Here is a 15,165-nt window from a genome sequence, read left to right as displayed (position 1 = left end):
GGCAAATCAGCCTAAAATGCAGGAATATGAGGGTTTATGTCTGAACAGACGCCAAGTTCACCGGATAATCTTCAGGATAACGGCGTGTCTTCGGGTGAGCCGAGCATGGAAGATATTCTGGCCTCTATTCGGAAAATTATATCTGAGGACGAACCCGTTGCCATGGAGTCGCCGGAAGATGTATTTGTGGACCTGAAATCCGATGCGGAAATTGAGACCGTGGAGGTGGATTTTGAAGATCTGAATACAGTCGATGATCCGCTTGCCGTGGCCGAGACTGTTGACGCAGAACAAACGCTTGTTGATTTAGATGTAGAAGCGGTTCTCTCAGATATGAATCTTGCCGACGCGTCAGAGGATGTGAAACCTGACGAAAACATCCTCGATATGCTTGGTATGGAAATTCCGCTGGAAGCCGATGCACCGGAGGCGGAGATCGAAACTTACACAGCCCGGTCCGAAGACTTAGCGCCACCTATGTCAGATAAGTCTGATACGGATGAGATGGATGCCTTACTCGACGGTATCCTCCTCGCGCCGGATGAAGATCTGGGCGATGTTGAAGAGACAGCGCCACAGGCCGCAACTGTTGACAATGATCCAGATCTTGAATTGGTCAAAACGCTGATGGCGGATCTATCCGATGATCAAGGGCTCGGTCTCGAGACAGATGATGACCTCGATTCGCTTCTCGCTATTCCGGAAATCGAAGCTGAAGCTGTGCAAGAGCCTGTAGAGTCAGATGAACCTGAGGTCGCAGAGGAAATTGAAGAAGATATTCTCAGCGATATTCTGAATATGACGCTGGATGACGAGATAAAGTCCCATCCCGAAGATCTGGACATTGCCACTGATCTCGTGACGCCCGACACTGTTGCGGCGGATGAATTGGCTAATCTTGAAGCCAATGATATTGCTGAGCAAATTGAAACAGCCGAGACGGCGGACGAGCTTCCATCTCTTGCTGATATTGCCGCGGCGGCCCAAGCCGATGCGGTTGAAGCTGAAACAGCTGCCGTATCTGCGCCTAACCCCTTGGCTGCGACCGCTGGTCTGGCGGCCGCAGGGGCAGGTCTTGCAGCTTTGGGTGCAACGTCGTTGGGCAATGAGCCCGTTTCCGAAGATGCCGCTGACCCTCAAGATATTACGCCAACCCTTTCGACTCAAACTGAAACACCAGAACCCGTGCCGCCCTCAAAGGAGCCTTCCATGCCCGTTCAAGCCGTAAATACTGATACTATCCTCGACGACGTAACTGAATCCGCCGCCGCTGGCGCTTTCGCGGAACTCAATTCCGTCGTCGAAGAAAAGGCCGTCTTTAACGAGCGCGGCCCGCGCATCGGCGACCTCGTACAGGAAGCCCTTCGCCCTATGCTCAAAGATTGGCTCGACGCTAATCTGAAAGGCATTGTCGAGCGCGCGGTGGCCAAAGAGGTCAAACGCATCTCGTCGGGGAAGTAGGGGAAAGCCACCCCTTCAATTTTCTGCTGAGGTGGGCTAAGCCCGCCGAAATACTACCCGTTCCTATTACAGGGGCGGGTTTTGCTTTGGAATTATATCATGCTCGACAAGAACTTCGATCCTCAATCGGCGGAACAACGTCTCTATGAGATGTGGGAGAGCAACGGCTATTTCAAACCGCGTGCCGCCAAGCCGGGTGACACAAAAGATGATAATTACTCCATCGTGATTCCGCCGCCCAATGTGACGGGCAGCCTGCATATGGGTCATGCGCTCAACAACACGATCATGGATATCCTGATCCGCTATAACCGGATGAAGGGGAAGGCGACGCTCTGGCAGCCGGGCATGGACCATGCCGGAATCGCGACGCAGATGGTGGTCGAGCGCAAATTGGCCGCTGAAGGGAATCGCGCCCGCAAGGATATGAGCCGTGAGGAGTTTCTGAACCATGTCTGGTCGTGGAAAGAGGAATCCGGTGGCATGATCGAGAAACAACTCCGCCGTCTTGGCTCCTCCTGTGACTGGTCCCGCTCCAAATTCACGCTGGGCGAGCGCGAGGGCGGGCAGATGGCCGATGCCGTGACCAAGGCCTTTGTCGAGATGTATGAGGCAGGCCTGATCTATCGCGACAAACGGCTCGTGAATTGGGACCCGCATTTCCAGACCGCGATTTCCGATCTGGAAGTCGAGAATATCGAGAAGGACGGCCATTTTTGGCACTTCAAATATCCACTCGCGGGCGGGGAAACCTATACCTATGTCGAGAAGGATGAGGACGGGAATATCACGCTGTCGGAAGAACGCGACTATATTTCCATCGCGACGACGCGTCCCGAAACCATGCTGGGTGACGGCGCGGTGGCGGTCCATCCCGATGATGAACGCTATGCCCCGATTGTCGGGAAAATGGTGCGTTTGCCACTCGCCGACCGCCTGATCCCGATCATCACGGATGAATATCCGGATATGGATTTTGGCTCTGGCGCGGTGAAGATCACGGGCGCGCATGACTTTAATGATTATGAAGTCGCGAAAAGGAATGACATCCCGATGTATTCCCTGATGGGACCGCGCGGTGAGATGATCGAGTCAGAGATCATGCCCGCGAAATATGTAGGCATGGACCGATTCAAGGCACGTAAGGAAGTCGTCGCGGATATTGACGCCGAAGGGCTACTCATTCGCGTGGAAGACAAGAAAATCATGCAGCCCTATGGCGATCGCTCCGGTGTCGTGATTGAACCGATGCTGACGGATCAGTGGTTTGTCGATGCGGAGAAACTGGCGGGTGAGGCGATGGGGGCGATATCTCGTTCTTCTCCTAATGTCATCCCGCACAAGGGCGATAGCCCGCAGATGCGGGACCTATCGGAACGCGAAAACGCTGACGAAGGCACGCAGATGTCAGGCCCCGCATCTCCACTGAGTTCCGTGCGGGGTGACAGCGGAGAGGAGGGAACAAAAACCCGCTTCATCCCCGAAAACTGGACAAAAACCTATGACCACTGGATGGAGAATATCCAGCCCTGGTGCATCTCGCGGCAATTGTGGTGGGGTCACCAAGTACCTGCTTGGTATGGACCAAAAAGAGTTGAAGGCGATGATACAGGAGGAAAAATTCTTCCTGACGAAAGGCATTTTATATGTGCTGAAAATGCGAATGAAGCTGAGCTAAAATTCAATGACTACTATCATGGGATGAATACATATTTCGTTGACAGCGAAAGCGAATTTATCTCTGCGATGGATAATCTTAATTCTGATTTTAAAGGTTATCCTATTTATCGAGACCCCGACGTCCTTGACACCTGGTTCTCCTCCGGTCTCTGGCCCTTCTCCACGCTCGGTTGGCCGGAGAACACGGAGGAACTCTCCCGCTTCTACCCGACCTCCACCCTCGTAACCGCCTTCGATATCATCTTCTTCTGGGTCGCGCGGATGATGATGCAGGGCTTGCATTTCATGGATGAGGTGCCGTTTGAGGATGTCTATATCCATGCGCTGGTTTTGGATGAGAACGGCAAGAAAATGTCCAAATCCATTGGCAACACGCTCGACCCGCTCGATCTCATCGATGGCGTGTCGATTGATGAACTCGTCGAGAAACGCACACGTGGCCTGAAAAATCCGGAGAAAGCGCCGCAAGTCGCCAAGGCGACGAAGAAAGCCTATCCCGACGGATTTGAAGCCTTTGGCGCGGATGCGCTGCGCTTCTCCCTCGCGAGTCAGGCCGGGCAGGGGCGCAATATTCGCTTGTCGGTCGACCGTATCGCGGGCTACCGGAATTTCGGAACAAAGCTCTGGTCTGCCGCGAATTTCGGTCAGATGAATGGCTGTGTTCCAACGGATTTCGCGCCAGAAAGTGCAACTCTGAACCTCAATCAATGGATCATTTCCGAGACGGCGAAAACGGCGGCGGAGATTTCCCGTTGCATCGACTCCTATCGTTTCAACGACGCGGCGGATGCTGCCTATAAATTCACATGGGACACATTCTGTAGCTGGTATCTGGAGCTGTCCAAACCGCTGCTCTCCGGCGAAGACGGGGCTGAGAAAGACGAGACAAAAGCGACCTTTGCCTGGGTGCTCGACCAAATCCTGAAACTCCTCCACCCGTTCATGCCGTTCATCACAGAAGAGTTGTGGGGCAAGATTGGAGGCACGCGCGAAACACATTTGATCGTGGCCGATTGGCCGACCTATGGCGACGACCTCGTGGATGCGGATGCCGTCGCTGAACTCACATGGCTGCAAACGCTCATCACAAATATCCGCTCGGTCCGCGCCGATATGAACATCCCGCCTAGCAAAAAGGCGCCGCTCCTCATGTGTGCCAAGGCGCTCGACCCTCGTCTCGCGACCTACGCCCCGCAACTGTCGCCCATGGCGCGGGTGGAGCGTGTCGAACTCGCCGACACAGCACCGGAAGCGTCGCTGCAAACCGTCGTGGACGGCGTGCAATTCGCCATCCCGCTGGCGGGCCTGATCGATATGGAGGCCGAACGCAAACGCCTCTCCAAGGAGATCGAGAAAGCCCAAAGCGAGATCGAGAAAATCGACCGCAAGCTCGGCAATGAAGCCTTTGTCGCGAAAGCGCCGGAAAAGGTTGTGAACCTGCAAAAGGAACGCCGCGCGGGTTACGTCGCCGAGGTTGAAACCTTGCAAGCCGCGCTTGACGGGTTGGCGTAGATTGCATCAATTCAACGAACATCATGCGGAGCTAAAAGGCTTCAGCGAATATTTCAATCGCAACATTCTGCCTGCCTTGGAAGAGGGCGAAACTATACGTCTGGCCGCCGTTAAAAAGACATTTTGGGTATGTATACTGATAGCCATAGTAGTTGTATTGGTGACGTGCCTCACATGGTATGCGGAAGAGAACTTCATATATTCTTTTACATTATTTGGTTTTGGAATGGCCGCCATGGCCGGAATTGCAAACCGGATTTTGTCTAGCATTAAAGCTGATACAAAGATTAATATCGTCGGTGGTATTTGCAGGTATTTAGGATGGTCGTTTTCGCAAACGATGGGGTTTTCCAGACCGCATGCAGGATTCGATGATTTAGGTTTGCTGCCAAGATATCATCGTGGAGATTACGAGGATAAAATTGAGGGCCGCGCCCACGGCGCGAACTTTGCCTCCTATGAAGCTCATTTAGAGAAGCGCCATGGGCGAGAAAATGGTAAAGAGACTTGGACGACAGCCTTCAGAGGCCAGCTTCTTGTCATCGTTTTTGATCAAAAGTTTATGGGCCGCACGGTGGTCCTGCGCGACAAGGGATTGTTCAATCGCAAGAAAAAAGGCGATATGAAACGTGTCGGCCTCGTCGATCCGGTCTTTGAGAAAATCTTTGAAGCTTACAGCACGGATCAGGTCGAGGCGCGATACCTCCTCACGCCGACATTCATGCAGCGATTGGTGGATTTGGAAACATCTGTCGATGGTAAGAAAATCCGGTTTGGCTTTACGGGCGGGCAACTCCTCATCGCGGTGGAAACGGTCAATCGCTATGAGGCGGGGTCGATGTTCAAGCCGTTGATAGAGACCGCGCGGACGCAGAAAATTCTGGATGAAATCGGCGCGATTTACGATGTGATTGACGGCGTGATGAAACCGGCGGAACGGCGGGTCTAGTTTTCAAACGCCAGAACGTAACTCTCATCCAGCCGCTCTGTTGTCTCGAATAATTGCGTCAGCGTCCCGAATGTTGTCGTGAGCACTTTCTCTCCATGGTCATCCAAAATCAGGCGCTCATCAATCATCGGGCCGTAATGACGGCGGAGGGGCGAAACTTTTAATTCCGTCGGTGTGATGGTTGTCATCAATTTCTCCAGCAGAACCTGCCGATCTGTCGTTTCCCAAATCGCGGCGGCAATCGCGTAGAGCATCAATTCGTTACAATTCTGCCAGCGTAGATCGAACGGGTTGGAAATCAGGGAATAGTCCGGCTGATGCACGGCGTCATATTCCGGACTTTCCAGAAATGCATAGAGCAGGTCCTGCGTCGCCGTATCGGGAATAAGAATGCCTGCATCGCGTTCCTGTAAGAGCCGCAGGAAATCCGCGGGCGTATCGGTGACGAGGGTGGAGCGCAGGCGGTTCTCCTCGCCGTGATAGAGATTATAGACATCGTATCCGCCAGCCGCATTGCGCCGGAAAAAGGCGCTATGGGTGAACATGACGCCTTCGGGCAGTTTCTCGCGGGCTTGGCCTGAGCGGGAAATGACCGCGAGTTTCACGTTTTTTTGGTCTAGTTCATCCAGAATTTGCTGCCCGTAATCCTCCAGCGTTTCGCGCGGGAAGAGCGGGTCTCCGGAATCTGTTGACGCAACGTAGCCGAGATAGACCGTCCGGATATGCCAGCCATAACCGAAGACTGCGATAAGAAGCAGGACGAGTGCCCCAATCGCAATTTTCCAGCCTAAACTCAAAAGTCGAATGTCCCGATGACGGGCACATGATCTGATGGCTTCTCGCCCTCCCGCACGTGTTTGTCGATTTGAATGCCCGTCGCGCGGTCAATGGCTTGCGGGGAGCAGAGCAGGTGGTCGATGCGAATGCCAAGATTATTCTGCCACGCGCCGCCCTGATAGTCCCAGAATGTGTATTGCCCGTCGCGTCCATCAAACTGATCGAACATATCATAGAGCCCGATATTGCGGAGCGCTTGAAAGGCATCCAGCGTTTCCTGCCGGAACAGCGCATCGCCCCACCACCCCTTTGGGTCATGGGTGTCGCCGGGGCGAGGGATGACATTGTAATCCCCTGCAAGGATGAGGCGTTCTTCTAGCGGCAGCAGCGTTTCCGCATGGGCCTTGAGCCGTTTCATCCAGTCGAGTTTATAAGTATATTTCGGGCTCTCCATCGGATTTTCACCGACCGGATTACCGTTGGGAAGATAGATGGACGCAACTCGCACAGCGCCGCGCTTTGTGCTGACGACGGCTTCGAGGTAGCGCGCCTGATCTTCCTCCGCGCCTTCCAACAGATCCTGTCCCGGCAGGCCTCTGCGGATATCTTCCAGCGGGAGTTTGGAGAGGATCGCCACGCCATTATAGGATTTTTGGCCGTGGGTGATGATATTATAACCGAGCGATTCGATTTCCATGCGGGGAAAGCCCTCGTCGACAGTTTTGATTTCCTGCAGACAGGCAATGTCAGGCTGCGCGGATTCTAGCCACGCTGTGACCGCGTGCATCCGTGCTTTGATCGAATTCACATTCCATGTGGCGATTTTCATGTTTCGGTCTCAGGCTGCGTTGGCAATGAATTGTACGAATTTGGCGAATACGAAGGCGATGAGCAAGAAGCCCCAAAGCCATTGAAGACTCATACCACCTGACTCTGATGACGTGTCCATCGGCTGTTGTACAGGCTGATTCAACCGCAATCCCATCCGGCGTTCCAGCCATTCAATGCGGTAGGCTTGGTGGTTGTTGAACTTGCCGACCTGATCCCAGCTCATCGTTTTAAACAGAGAGGCGGTGATCGGCGCGGAGAAGAGTTTCGGCATTTTCTGCGGCTCGTCGAAATGCGGATTATTCTCGTCATAAAAGCCGTGAATTTCCAATATGCGGTGCAGCAACAGATTTTCGAAATCGACATAATCATCAATGTCGAGCGCCCGCGCCTTTTGGAAGAGTTGATTCCAATTCCCCCGGTCATTGCGTTTTGCCGGTGTATTCAGGATGTCGAGAATATCCTGGTTTAACGGCGGTGGAGGAGGCTCGGCTCGCGATTGGACAGGGGCGTCGAGGCTCGGCGTTGCGCCGATGGCATAGCTCGTCGGGCTCTCAATTTCCGCGTCTGGTGCAGGGGCGTCGAGGGATTGTGTCCGACCCGTTGCATAAGCGGACGGGCCCTCTTCCTGTGTATCATCGTCAACCATATCAGCGAATGTGACGCTGGGTATGGCTTCCGCTTGGACAGCCTCTTCCTCGGCCACATAGGCAGCTTCCTGCGCGGCGTAGGCCAGCATATTCAAGGCTTGGTCATGCGCATCACGCAAGCGCATGAAGCCTTCCGGGTCTTCTTCCGGACGCGTCAGTTTCAGCTGTTTGGAATAGGCTTTCTTGATCTCCCGCCGGTCTTTTGGCGGCGCGTCCAAGCCGAGGACTTCGTAATAGGATTGTCGCGCCACCTTAGAACACATCCATGGCGTCGAGATCGTCGAGGAATTTGATGACGCTCTCGCGGGCGAGTTTAATATCGGTGTCGTTTTGTTTGGCGAGGACGGCCTCGAACTGCACAAGATTATGTTCAATCGCGTTGCGGATATCGCCGAGATGGTTTTCATAGGCCGCTTTCAGGCGGTTTATGATCGCGGCATTTTCCGCGACATCTTTCGGATGAATTTTCAGCTTGTCGAGTTCCTTGAGGCGTTTTGCGATGTCGGCCTGTGACAGGCTGCCGGGATTGCCCTCGAGGATGAGTTGCTCCGTCTTGCCCGTCGAAATGACGGTGACGAGGACTTCCAGTACGCCGGACACATCATAGGTAAAGCGGATATCGAAATCCTGATGTTTGTCTTTTTCCTTGGGGAACCAGACTTTCAAATCGCCCAGCGGGACATTGTCTTCGACGCGCGGGCTTTCGCCCTGATAGACGGAAATGCTGACATGATCCTGCCCCGGACGGATGGTGGAATTGCGGACGACGCGGGAGGCGGGGATGACCGTATTGCGTTCAATAATAGGCTGGAAATAACCGCTCTCATACTGGTTCGGCCCGACTTCGCGGGCAATATCTGTACCGAGGGTAAAGGGGCAGACATCGGTCATAACGATATCTTCCAACGCCTCATGCCGTGCGAGAAGGCCTGCCTGCACACCCGTGCCGAGGGCGATGACTTCATCGGGGTCAAGGCTATGTTCCGGGAATTTCTTGAGCAAGCGCGTCACCATCGCGCGGATGACCGGCATACGCGTCGCGCCGCCAACGAGGATGATCCGCTCAATATCCGAACTCCGCAGCCCCGCATCGGAAATCGCGCGTTGCAAGGGCATCCGCATCCGTGACTGGAGTTTTTCCGTCAGTTTTTCGAATTTTTCACGGGTGAGTGTGAGTTCCACTTCTTTCGTGCCGTCCAGATACTTGACCGTGATGTCAGGCTTTTCCGACAGGCCGAGCTTGGCCTTATTCGCGAGATCCCGCAGACGTCCCAGTTCTTTCGGCTTCACCTTATCCCGCGTCTTGCCAAGCTGTTCGAGGAAGTTGTCCTCGACCGCTGTTGTGAAATCCTCGCCGCCCAGAAACGCGTCGCCGGCGCTGGAGCGGACTTCCATCACGCCGTCAAAAATTTCCAAGATGGACACGTCAAAAGTCCCGCCACCGAGGTCTATGACGAGAAACGTATTCTCATCATCTTTGGTGTTCAGACCATAGGCGAGGGCGGCGGCTGTCGGTTCGTTGATGAGGCGCTCGACTTTCAATCCCGCCATCTTCCCCGCCGCATAAGTCGCCTTGCGTTGGATGTCGTTGAAATAGGCGGGAACGGAGATAATCGCGCTCTCGACGGGCACACCCAATTCCGCTTCCGCATCGGCTTTCAACGCCCGGAGGACGAGGGCGGAGAGTTCCTCCGCCTTATAATCTTTCTTGCCAACTTTATGCGTTTTCGCCGTCCCCATGGCGCGTTTGAACCGCGCGACCGTTTTGTCAGGATGCGTGACGAGGCGGTATTTCGCGGCGTCACCCACGATAATGTCGCCCGTATCATTCACCCCCACCACGGACGGCGTCAGGAATGCTCCCACACCGTTTTTGATCAGCTGCGGCCCGTCATCCGTGAACACGGAAATCAGGGAATTTGTGGTGCCGAGGTCAATGCCGACAAGTGCCATAGGGGGTCCATGAGTCTATTATTAGATGTTAGTCCCGCCTGTAATGAGGGCCGTCAACGGGAGGGTCAATCCCGCAATACGAATTCCGCAGCGGCTTCAAAAACACTCTCATCTTTCACGCTATCTGCGACGACGAGGCCACCTTCGAGCATGGCGACGGCTGATTTCGCGCGAGACGATGCCGTACGGTACCCTGCATCAGTATAGGCTTTGCTCATCCAGTTGATATTGCGTGTGAAAAAGGCGGCAACGGCTGCATTAACCGGCGCGGGCAAGCCACGAGCTTCCGCGCCAAAGACAACGCAGAGGCAGAGGAGTTTCTGCCGGACCAGAGCATCGCGGTGCAAGTCCACGAAAACGCCGATCCGCTCTTTCGCGGTCATGTTGTCCGTGATGCGATTGGTCAGAGCCTCGTGGAAGTCGTCGGAATAGCGTTGGACAAGGGCGAGGCCGAGATCCTCCTTCTTCGGGAAATGGTAGTGCAGGCTCGCGCTCTTTATGCCGATATCGCCTGCAATATCACGAAATGACACGGCATTATACCCCGCGCCGCGCATCCTGCGTTCGGCTGCATCCAATATATGTTCGCGCTGGTTCATGGGGAACATGTGCACAGAAAAAGGTCAAATAACAAGGCTTGCCTATCAGGAGATAGAGAGTTAAGACTATCTATCACTAGGTAGATAATGGAGTTTATGATGAAGATTTATGATGTAGAGGGTTTCCCTAACCCCGCCCGTGTGAGGATCGCATTGGCGGAGAAGGGAGCGATGGATCAGGTTGAGTTTTTCACTGTGGATGTGATGGGCGGTGAACACAGGACAGAGGCTTTTAAGGCGAGAAACCCTGATGCAACGGTGCCATATGCGGAATTACCGTGTGGCACTTCTATATCACAATGTACGGCGATTACGGAATATATTGACGGTCATTTTGATGGCCCGTCTCTGATAGGCGATACCCCGACACAACGCGCAAAAACTCAGATGATGAACCTCCGCGCGGAAAGCGGATTGGTCGATGCGGTTGGAGCCTACTTCCATCATGCAACTCCCGGCCTTGGACCTGATTTAGAGACGAATCAGAATGCCGATTGGGGCGAGATGCAGAAACTTCGCGCCGTGAGCACGATGCGATACTTGGACTCTGTTCTGGCCGAAGCGGAATATCTCGCAGGTGATCAGTTCAGCGTGGCCGATATTACCGCTTTTGCAGGTTTAGGCTTTGCCGACTTCGCGAAAGTTGAGATTCCATCCGATCTTTCAAACCTTAAAGCTTGGCGCGAAAAAGTCTCGGCAAGGCCAAGTGTTTCAGGTTAAGGTCTAACCATGAATCTCAATGATGATTTTAGTCAGCGCGTCGTCATCGACACGAATACCCTGGCATGGGAGCCGTCTCCTATGGCGGGAGTTGAGCGGCGTAAATTGGACCGTATCGGCGATGAAGTGGCCCGCGCTACGACCATCGTCAGATACGCGCCGGAATCATATTTCAGTCCGCACACACATAGCGGGGGCGAAGAAATCCTCGTCCTTAGCGGTGTCTTCTCGGATGAACACGGTGATTATCCCGCGGGGAGCTATTTCCGTAACCCGATTGGTACGTCGCATAAGCCGCATTCGAAAGAGGGCTGTGAGATTTTTGTGAAACTGCATCAGTTTGACGAAAGAGACACGGAACAGTTTTCCATCGACACAAAAAAAGCGCAATTCATGCCGGGGCAAGTGCCCGGTCTTAGCGTATTTCCGCTACACAGTTTTGAGGGCGAGAGCTGTGCGCTGGTCCGTTGGGCCCCCGGCACGCATTTCGCACCGCACCGCCATTGGGGCGGGGAAGAAATCCTTGTTCTGGAAGGTACTTTCCAAGACGAGATGGGCGATTATCCGAAAGGAACATGGATGCGCAGCCCGCATTTGTCCCAGCATAATCCGTTCAGCGAAGAGGGGTGTCTCATTTACGTGAAGACCGGACATCTGCCGGATTAAACAAAAAGGCCCCAATCGGGGCCTTTTTTTTATTTTAGTGATGTTTCTTAAGTTTCTTGAACTTGCGAAACGAATTCCCACGGTGTGAGTTAAACCCGCCTCTATGAATCGAAGAGCGGCTGCCAAAGCGATCATGTGAGTACCGGTCAAAAGACCGCCCACGATAGGTACTGTGGCGATTTCGCCGATAGTTATAATCATAGTCGTAATAATCCGAACCGCGTCTGAAATCGGACCGTCTGTCGAAACGCCTATCGTTGAAACGCCTATCGTTGAAACGTCTGTCATCAAAACGACGGTCACGACCATCATCTGCGATTGCGACACCGGCTGCGCCGCCGACGAGCGCGCCAAGTATTGCGCCTTCGGTCCCATTGCCCGATCCGGCAATTTCTGATCCGACGACACCGCCAAGCAGGGCGCCGATGGCCCCGCCGACAAGGGCGTCATTATCGCCGCGTGTGTCATGCTGATGCGCGTGGCGGTCATTTTTGTGGTCGGCAAAGGCAGGCGTTGAAACGGCTCCAGCCAGCGCAATCGCGGTCAGGGTCGAAACGGATATAATCTTCATCATGTTGAACATTGTGTTCTCCTTATTGATGGGATCTATATAAACCGAATGGTCAATTATGCCAATCACGTGTTTTCACAGCCATGTGAGCGGAAGTCTGGATTTATTGAGGAATGAAAATAAAGTTGTTGAGAATATCAAAATGTTGTGTATATGCAATAATATGATTTATAACCGTATTAAAACGTTGCGCATTGAGAAGGGTTTGTCTCGCAAAGATCTGGCAGAGGCCGTCGGCGTTAATTTCCAGACCATCGGCTATCTGGAGCGGGGGGACTATAACGCGTCATTGGAATTGGCTTTTAAATTGGCTGAATTTTTCAGCGTCCCAATCGATATGGCGTTCAGCCCGCGACCCTTCAAATCCATGGCCGAGCAACTGGCTGAAATTAGAGCAGCGGAATAGGACGTATAATGGCTTCGGTATTACAGATGATTGGCGAGATATGGCTCGCGGTACTGGATGTGCTCTTGGCACTCCTCTTGGGAACGTAAGGAGAGAGACATGATGAAATGGTATGCTGATTTATTCCAATTTAGGGAGGGGAGTATGAAGCGGGCGTCTTTGAACCGAGTAAAATGGTTTGCGATACTCTCTCTGCCAGCCATTCCCGTGGGAATATTGGCGAGCTATGACATCATTCCAAAAGTCGTTTCGACACCCATCTTGTTGATCAGCTTTATCTCCGTTCTTTGCTTCGCCTTTACGCCACTCGCAAATCGCTTTTATGGTCGAGATAAATATCTGGATGAATGGGAGATTAGATTAAAGCATGAGTCGATGGCCTTCGCTTTTCAAACGCTGCTTTATATCGGGTTTACTTTGGTTCTAGGAGCAATGCTTTTCGGCAAATACCTTGATGTGGATTTGTCAATTAACAGCCTTTATGAGGCAATGACTGGTTTGTTCGTATTCCTTCTTCTGGGAATGTATATTCAAATCTTCTACGCGCTGTGTAAAATCCGCCCGATCGATGAATTTGAGGACGAGGATTTAGTGGGCGAGCATTAGAGGCAGCCTACCGCCCAAACCTCTTGCAATTCAGGTCCTATCACCACATATCGCGCGCAAATTCATACTTGATATAAAGAGCGCGATATGGCCCGCCAATTCTGCTACCACATGCAAGGTCTGACGAAGAAATTCGGCAATAAGACCATCCTTGATAACGTCCATCTGTCCTTCTACCCTGATGCCAAGATTGGCCTGATCGGGGTGAACGGGGCCGGTAAATCGACCCTGATGAAAGTCATGGCGGGCGTGGATACAGAGGTCACAGGCGAACACTGGGCCGCTGAAGGCGTCAAAGTTGGTTATCTGCCGCAGGAACCAAAGTTGGATCAGGACAAGACCGTCTGGGAAAACGTGATTGTGGGCTGTGAGGACAAGCAGATTTTCGACGAATATAACGCGGTCGCCATGAAAATGGCCGAGGAATATACGGACGAATTGATGGAAGAGATGACGGCCCTGCAAGAGCAGGTCGATGCCCGCGATGCTTGGGATATCGACTCCAAGATTGAAATGGCGATGCAGGCTCTACGCTGCCCGCCGAAAGATGATCCGGTCACATCTCTCTCCGGCGGGGAGGCGCGTCGTGTCGCGCTTTGTCAGTTGTTGCTGTCCAAACCCGACCTGCTATTGCTTGATGAGCCGACCAACCATTTGGATGCCGAAACTGTCGCTTGGCTTGAGAATTATCTCGTCAGTTATAAAGGCGCGATTATTCTGATTACCCATGATCGCTACTTCCTTGACAATATCACGAATTGGACGCTCGAAGTGGATCGCGGTAAAACCTACCCACATGAGGGGAATTACTCCTCTTGGTTGGCTGCAAAAGCCAAACGCATGGATCAGGAAGGGCGCGAGAGCGATTCCAAGACCAAGGCATTGAAGCGTGAATTGGAATGGATCCGGTCCAATCCAAAAGCGCGTCAGACAAAATCCAAAGCGCGGATCAGCGCCTATGAAGATCTCAAAAATGCTGCAGATAATGAAGTCGTCTCCCATGCCGAAATCCGCATCCCGATGGGTGAGCGTCTCGGCAATATTGTGGTCGAAGCGAATAATGTCTCTAAGGGCTTTGGCGATAAACTCCTCATTAAAGACCTGTCGTTCAAGCTGCCACGCGGTGGTATTGTTGGCGTGATCGGTCCGAACGGGGCGGGTAAAACCACACTGTTCAAAATGATCACGGGTGAAGAGCAACCGGATGAAGGCACGTTCAAGGTCGGCGAAACCGTCGAACTCGGATATGTTGATCAGAACCGCGCCGCCCTCGACCCCAGCAAGAATATCTGGGAAGCCATTTCTGATGGTTTGGACATCATTGTGATGGGTAAAAGGGAAGTTCCATCAAGGGCTTATGTTGGGTCGTTCAACTTCAAGGGCACAGATCAGCAGAAGAATGTCGGACAACTCTCCGGTGGGGAACGCAACCGCGTCAACCTCGCGAAGATGTTGACGAAACCCGCCAACCTGCTTCTCCTCGATGAGCCAACCAACGATTTGGACCGTGAAACGCTGTCATCGCTCGAAATCGCGCTGGAGAAATTCCCGGGCTGTGCCGTGGTCATCTCCCATGATCGCTTCTTCCTCGACCGCGTCGCCACACATATCCTCGCCTATGAAGGGGACAGCCATGTCGAATGGTTCGAAGGGAACTTCGCGGACTATATCGAAGATAAGAAACGTCGTCTGGGTCCGGATGCGGATATGCCGAAGAAACTGAAATTCGTGAAATTTGCGCGGTGATTTAACGAGAAAGCGTCTTGGAAATCGATCCAGAGAATCGA

General features: G+C 53.1%; 14 protein-coding genes. 8 read left to right on the top strand and 6 right to left on the bottom strand.

Features of this window, described 5'->3' with window-relative positions:
- Window positions 1-36: 36 nt before the first annotated feature.
- From ACP9M6_RS11215 to ACP9M6_RS11205, 3 genes are all read left to right on the top strand, one after another.
- On the top strand, window positions 37-1,461 hold the full coding sequence (locus ACP9M6_RS11215; RefSeq protein ID WP_427451136.1) for a DUF2497 domain-containing protein: 1,425 nt from the start codon (window positions 37-39) through the stop codon (window positions 1,459-1,461).
- 99 nt (window positions 1,462-1,560) lie between these two features.
- Entirely contained in the window at window positions 1,561-4,653 is a 3,093-nt protein-coding gene (locus ACP9M6_RS11210; protein WP_427451134.1) for a valine--tRNA ligase, read from the top strand.
- A gap of 235 nt (window positions 4,654-4,888) precedes the next feature.
- Window positions 4,889-5,602, top strand: coding sequence for a DUF3137 domain-containing protein (locus ACP9M6_RS11205; protein WP_427451132.1), 714 nt, complete (start codon window positions 4,889-4,891; stop codon window positions 5,600-5,602).
- Here the strand turns inward: ACP9M6_RS11205 and ACP9M6_RS11200 are convergent.
- The 5 genes from ACP9M6_RS11200 to ACP9M6_RS11180 all read right to left on the bottom strand — a co-directional run bounded on the left by ACP9M6_RS11200 (window position 5,599) and on the right by ACP9M6_RS11180 (window position 10,409).
- Complete coding sequence (locus tag ACP9M6_RS11200; RefSeq protein ID WP_427451131.1) at window positions 5,599-6,399, bottom strand: DUF2145 domain-containing protein; 801 nt, start codon at window positions 6,397-6,399, stop codon at window positions 5,599-5,601. The genes ACP9M6_RS11205 and ACP9M6_RS11200 overlap by 4 nt on opposite strands.
- Window positions 6,396-7,208, bottom strand: a complete 813-nt coding sequence (gene xth / locus ACP9M6_RS11195) for an exodeoxyribonuclease III (RefSeq protein ID WP_427451129.1) — start codon at window positions 7,206-7,208, stop codon at window positions 6,396-6,398. Before xth ends, ACP9M6_RS11200 begins: the two co-directional genes overlap by 4 nt.
- Before the next feature lie 9 nt (window positions 7,209-7,217).
- Window positions 7,218-8,108, bottom strand: coding sequence for a hypothetical protein (locus ACP9M6_RS11190; RefSeq protein WP_427451127.1), 891 nt, complete (start codon window positions 8,106-8,108; stop codon window positions 7,218-7,220).
- A 1-nt stretch (window position 8,109) separates the two neighbouring features.
- Window positions 8,110-9,810, bottom strand: a complete 1,701-nt coding sequence (locus tag ACP9M6_RS11185; RefSeq protein WP_427451125.1) for an Hsp70 family protein — start codon at window positions 9,808-9,810, stop codon at window positions 8,110-8,112.
- Between the two features lie 65 nt (window positions 9,811-9,875).
- Window positions 9,876-10,409: a TetR/AcrR family transcriptional regulator gene (locus ACP9M6_RS11180; protein ID WP_427451123.1), complete on the bottom strand. Its 534-nt coding sequence runs from the start codon at window positions 10,407-10,409 to the stop codon at window positions 9,876-9,878.
- A 99-nt stretch (window positions 10,410-10,508) separates the two neighbouring features.
- Here ACP9M6_RS11180 and ACP9M6_RS11175 point away from each other — a divergent pair, with 99 nt between their 5' ends.
- Both ACP9M6_RS11175 and ACP9M6_RS11170 read left to right on the top strand, forming a co-directional pair.
- Window positions 10,509-11,129: a glutathione S-transferase gene (locus ACP9M6_RS11175; protein ID WP_427454785.1), complete on the top strand. Its 621-nt coding sequence runs from the start codon at window positions 10,509-10,511 to the stop codon at window positions 11,127-11,129.
- Window positions 11,130-11,138: 9 nt separating this feature from the next.
- Window positions 11,139-11,795 carry a cupin domain-containing protein gene (locus tag ACP9M6_RS11170; RefSeq protein ID WP_427451122.1) on the top strand — a complete coding sequence of 219 codons (657 nt, stop codon included), beginning with the start codon at window positions 11,139-11,141 and terminating at the stop codon, window positions 11,793-11,795.
- 34 nt (window positions 11,796-11,829) lie between these two features.
- On the opposite strand, the gene ACP9M6_RS11165 is transcribed toward ACP9M6_RS11170, so the two are convergent.
- Window positions 11,830-12,378, bottom strand: coding sequence for a hypothetical protein (locus tag ACP9M6_RS11165; RefSeq protein ID WP_427451120.1), 549 nt, complete (start codon window positions 12,376-12,378; stop codon window positions 11,830-11,832).
- A 151-nt stretch (window positions 12,379-12,529) separates the two neighbouring features.
- Between ACP9M6_RS11165 and ACP9M6_RS11160 the strand changes: the two genes are divergently transcribed.
- From ACP9M6_RS11160 to ettA, 3 genes are all read left to right on the top strand, one after another.
- A complete protein-coding gene (locus ACP9M6_RS11160) occupies window positions 12,530-12,772 on the top strand; it encodes a helix-turn-helix transcriptional regulator (RefSeq protein WP_427451119.1) in 243 nt (80 codons plus the stop codon).
- Window positions 12,773-12,871: 99 nt separating this feature from the next.
- Window positions 12,872-13,378 (top strand): hypothetical protein, encoded by a 507-nt coding sequence (locus ACP9M6_RS11155; RefSeq protein WP_427451117.1) that lies wholly within the window; start codon window positions 12,872-12,874, stop codon window positions 13,376-13,378.
- Between the two features lie 87 nt (window positions 13,379-13,465).
- The gene (gene ettA / locus ACP9M6_RS11150) at window positions 13,466-15,124 is read left to right on the top strand and encodes an energy-dependent translational throttle protein EttA (protein ID WP_427451116.1); all 1,659 of its coding nucleotides are present in this window, start codon (window positions 13,466-13,468) and stop codon (window positions 15,122-15,124) included.
- Window positions 15,125-15,165: the final 41 nt, after the last annotated feature.

The sequence above is a fragment of the Litorimonas sp. WD9-15 genome (genome assembly GCF_050271975.1).
In the GTDB taxonomy this organism is placed as follows: Bacteria; Pseudomonadota; Alphaproteobacteria; order Caulobacterales; family Maricaulaceae; genus Litorimonas.
The sequence above is the reverse complement of the archived record's forward strand: the minus strand, read 5'-3'. Positions and strand labels throughout refer to the sequence as shown.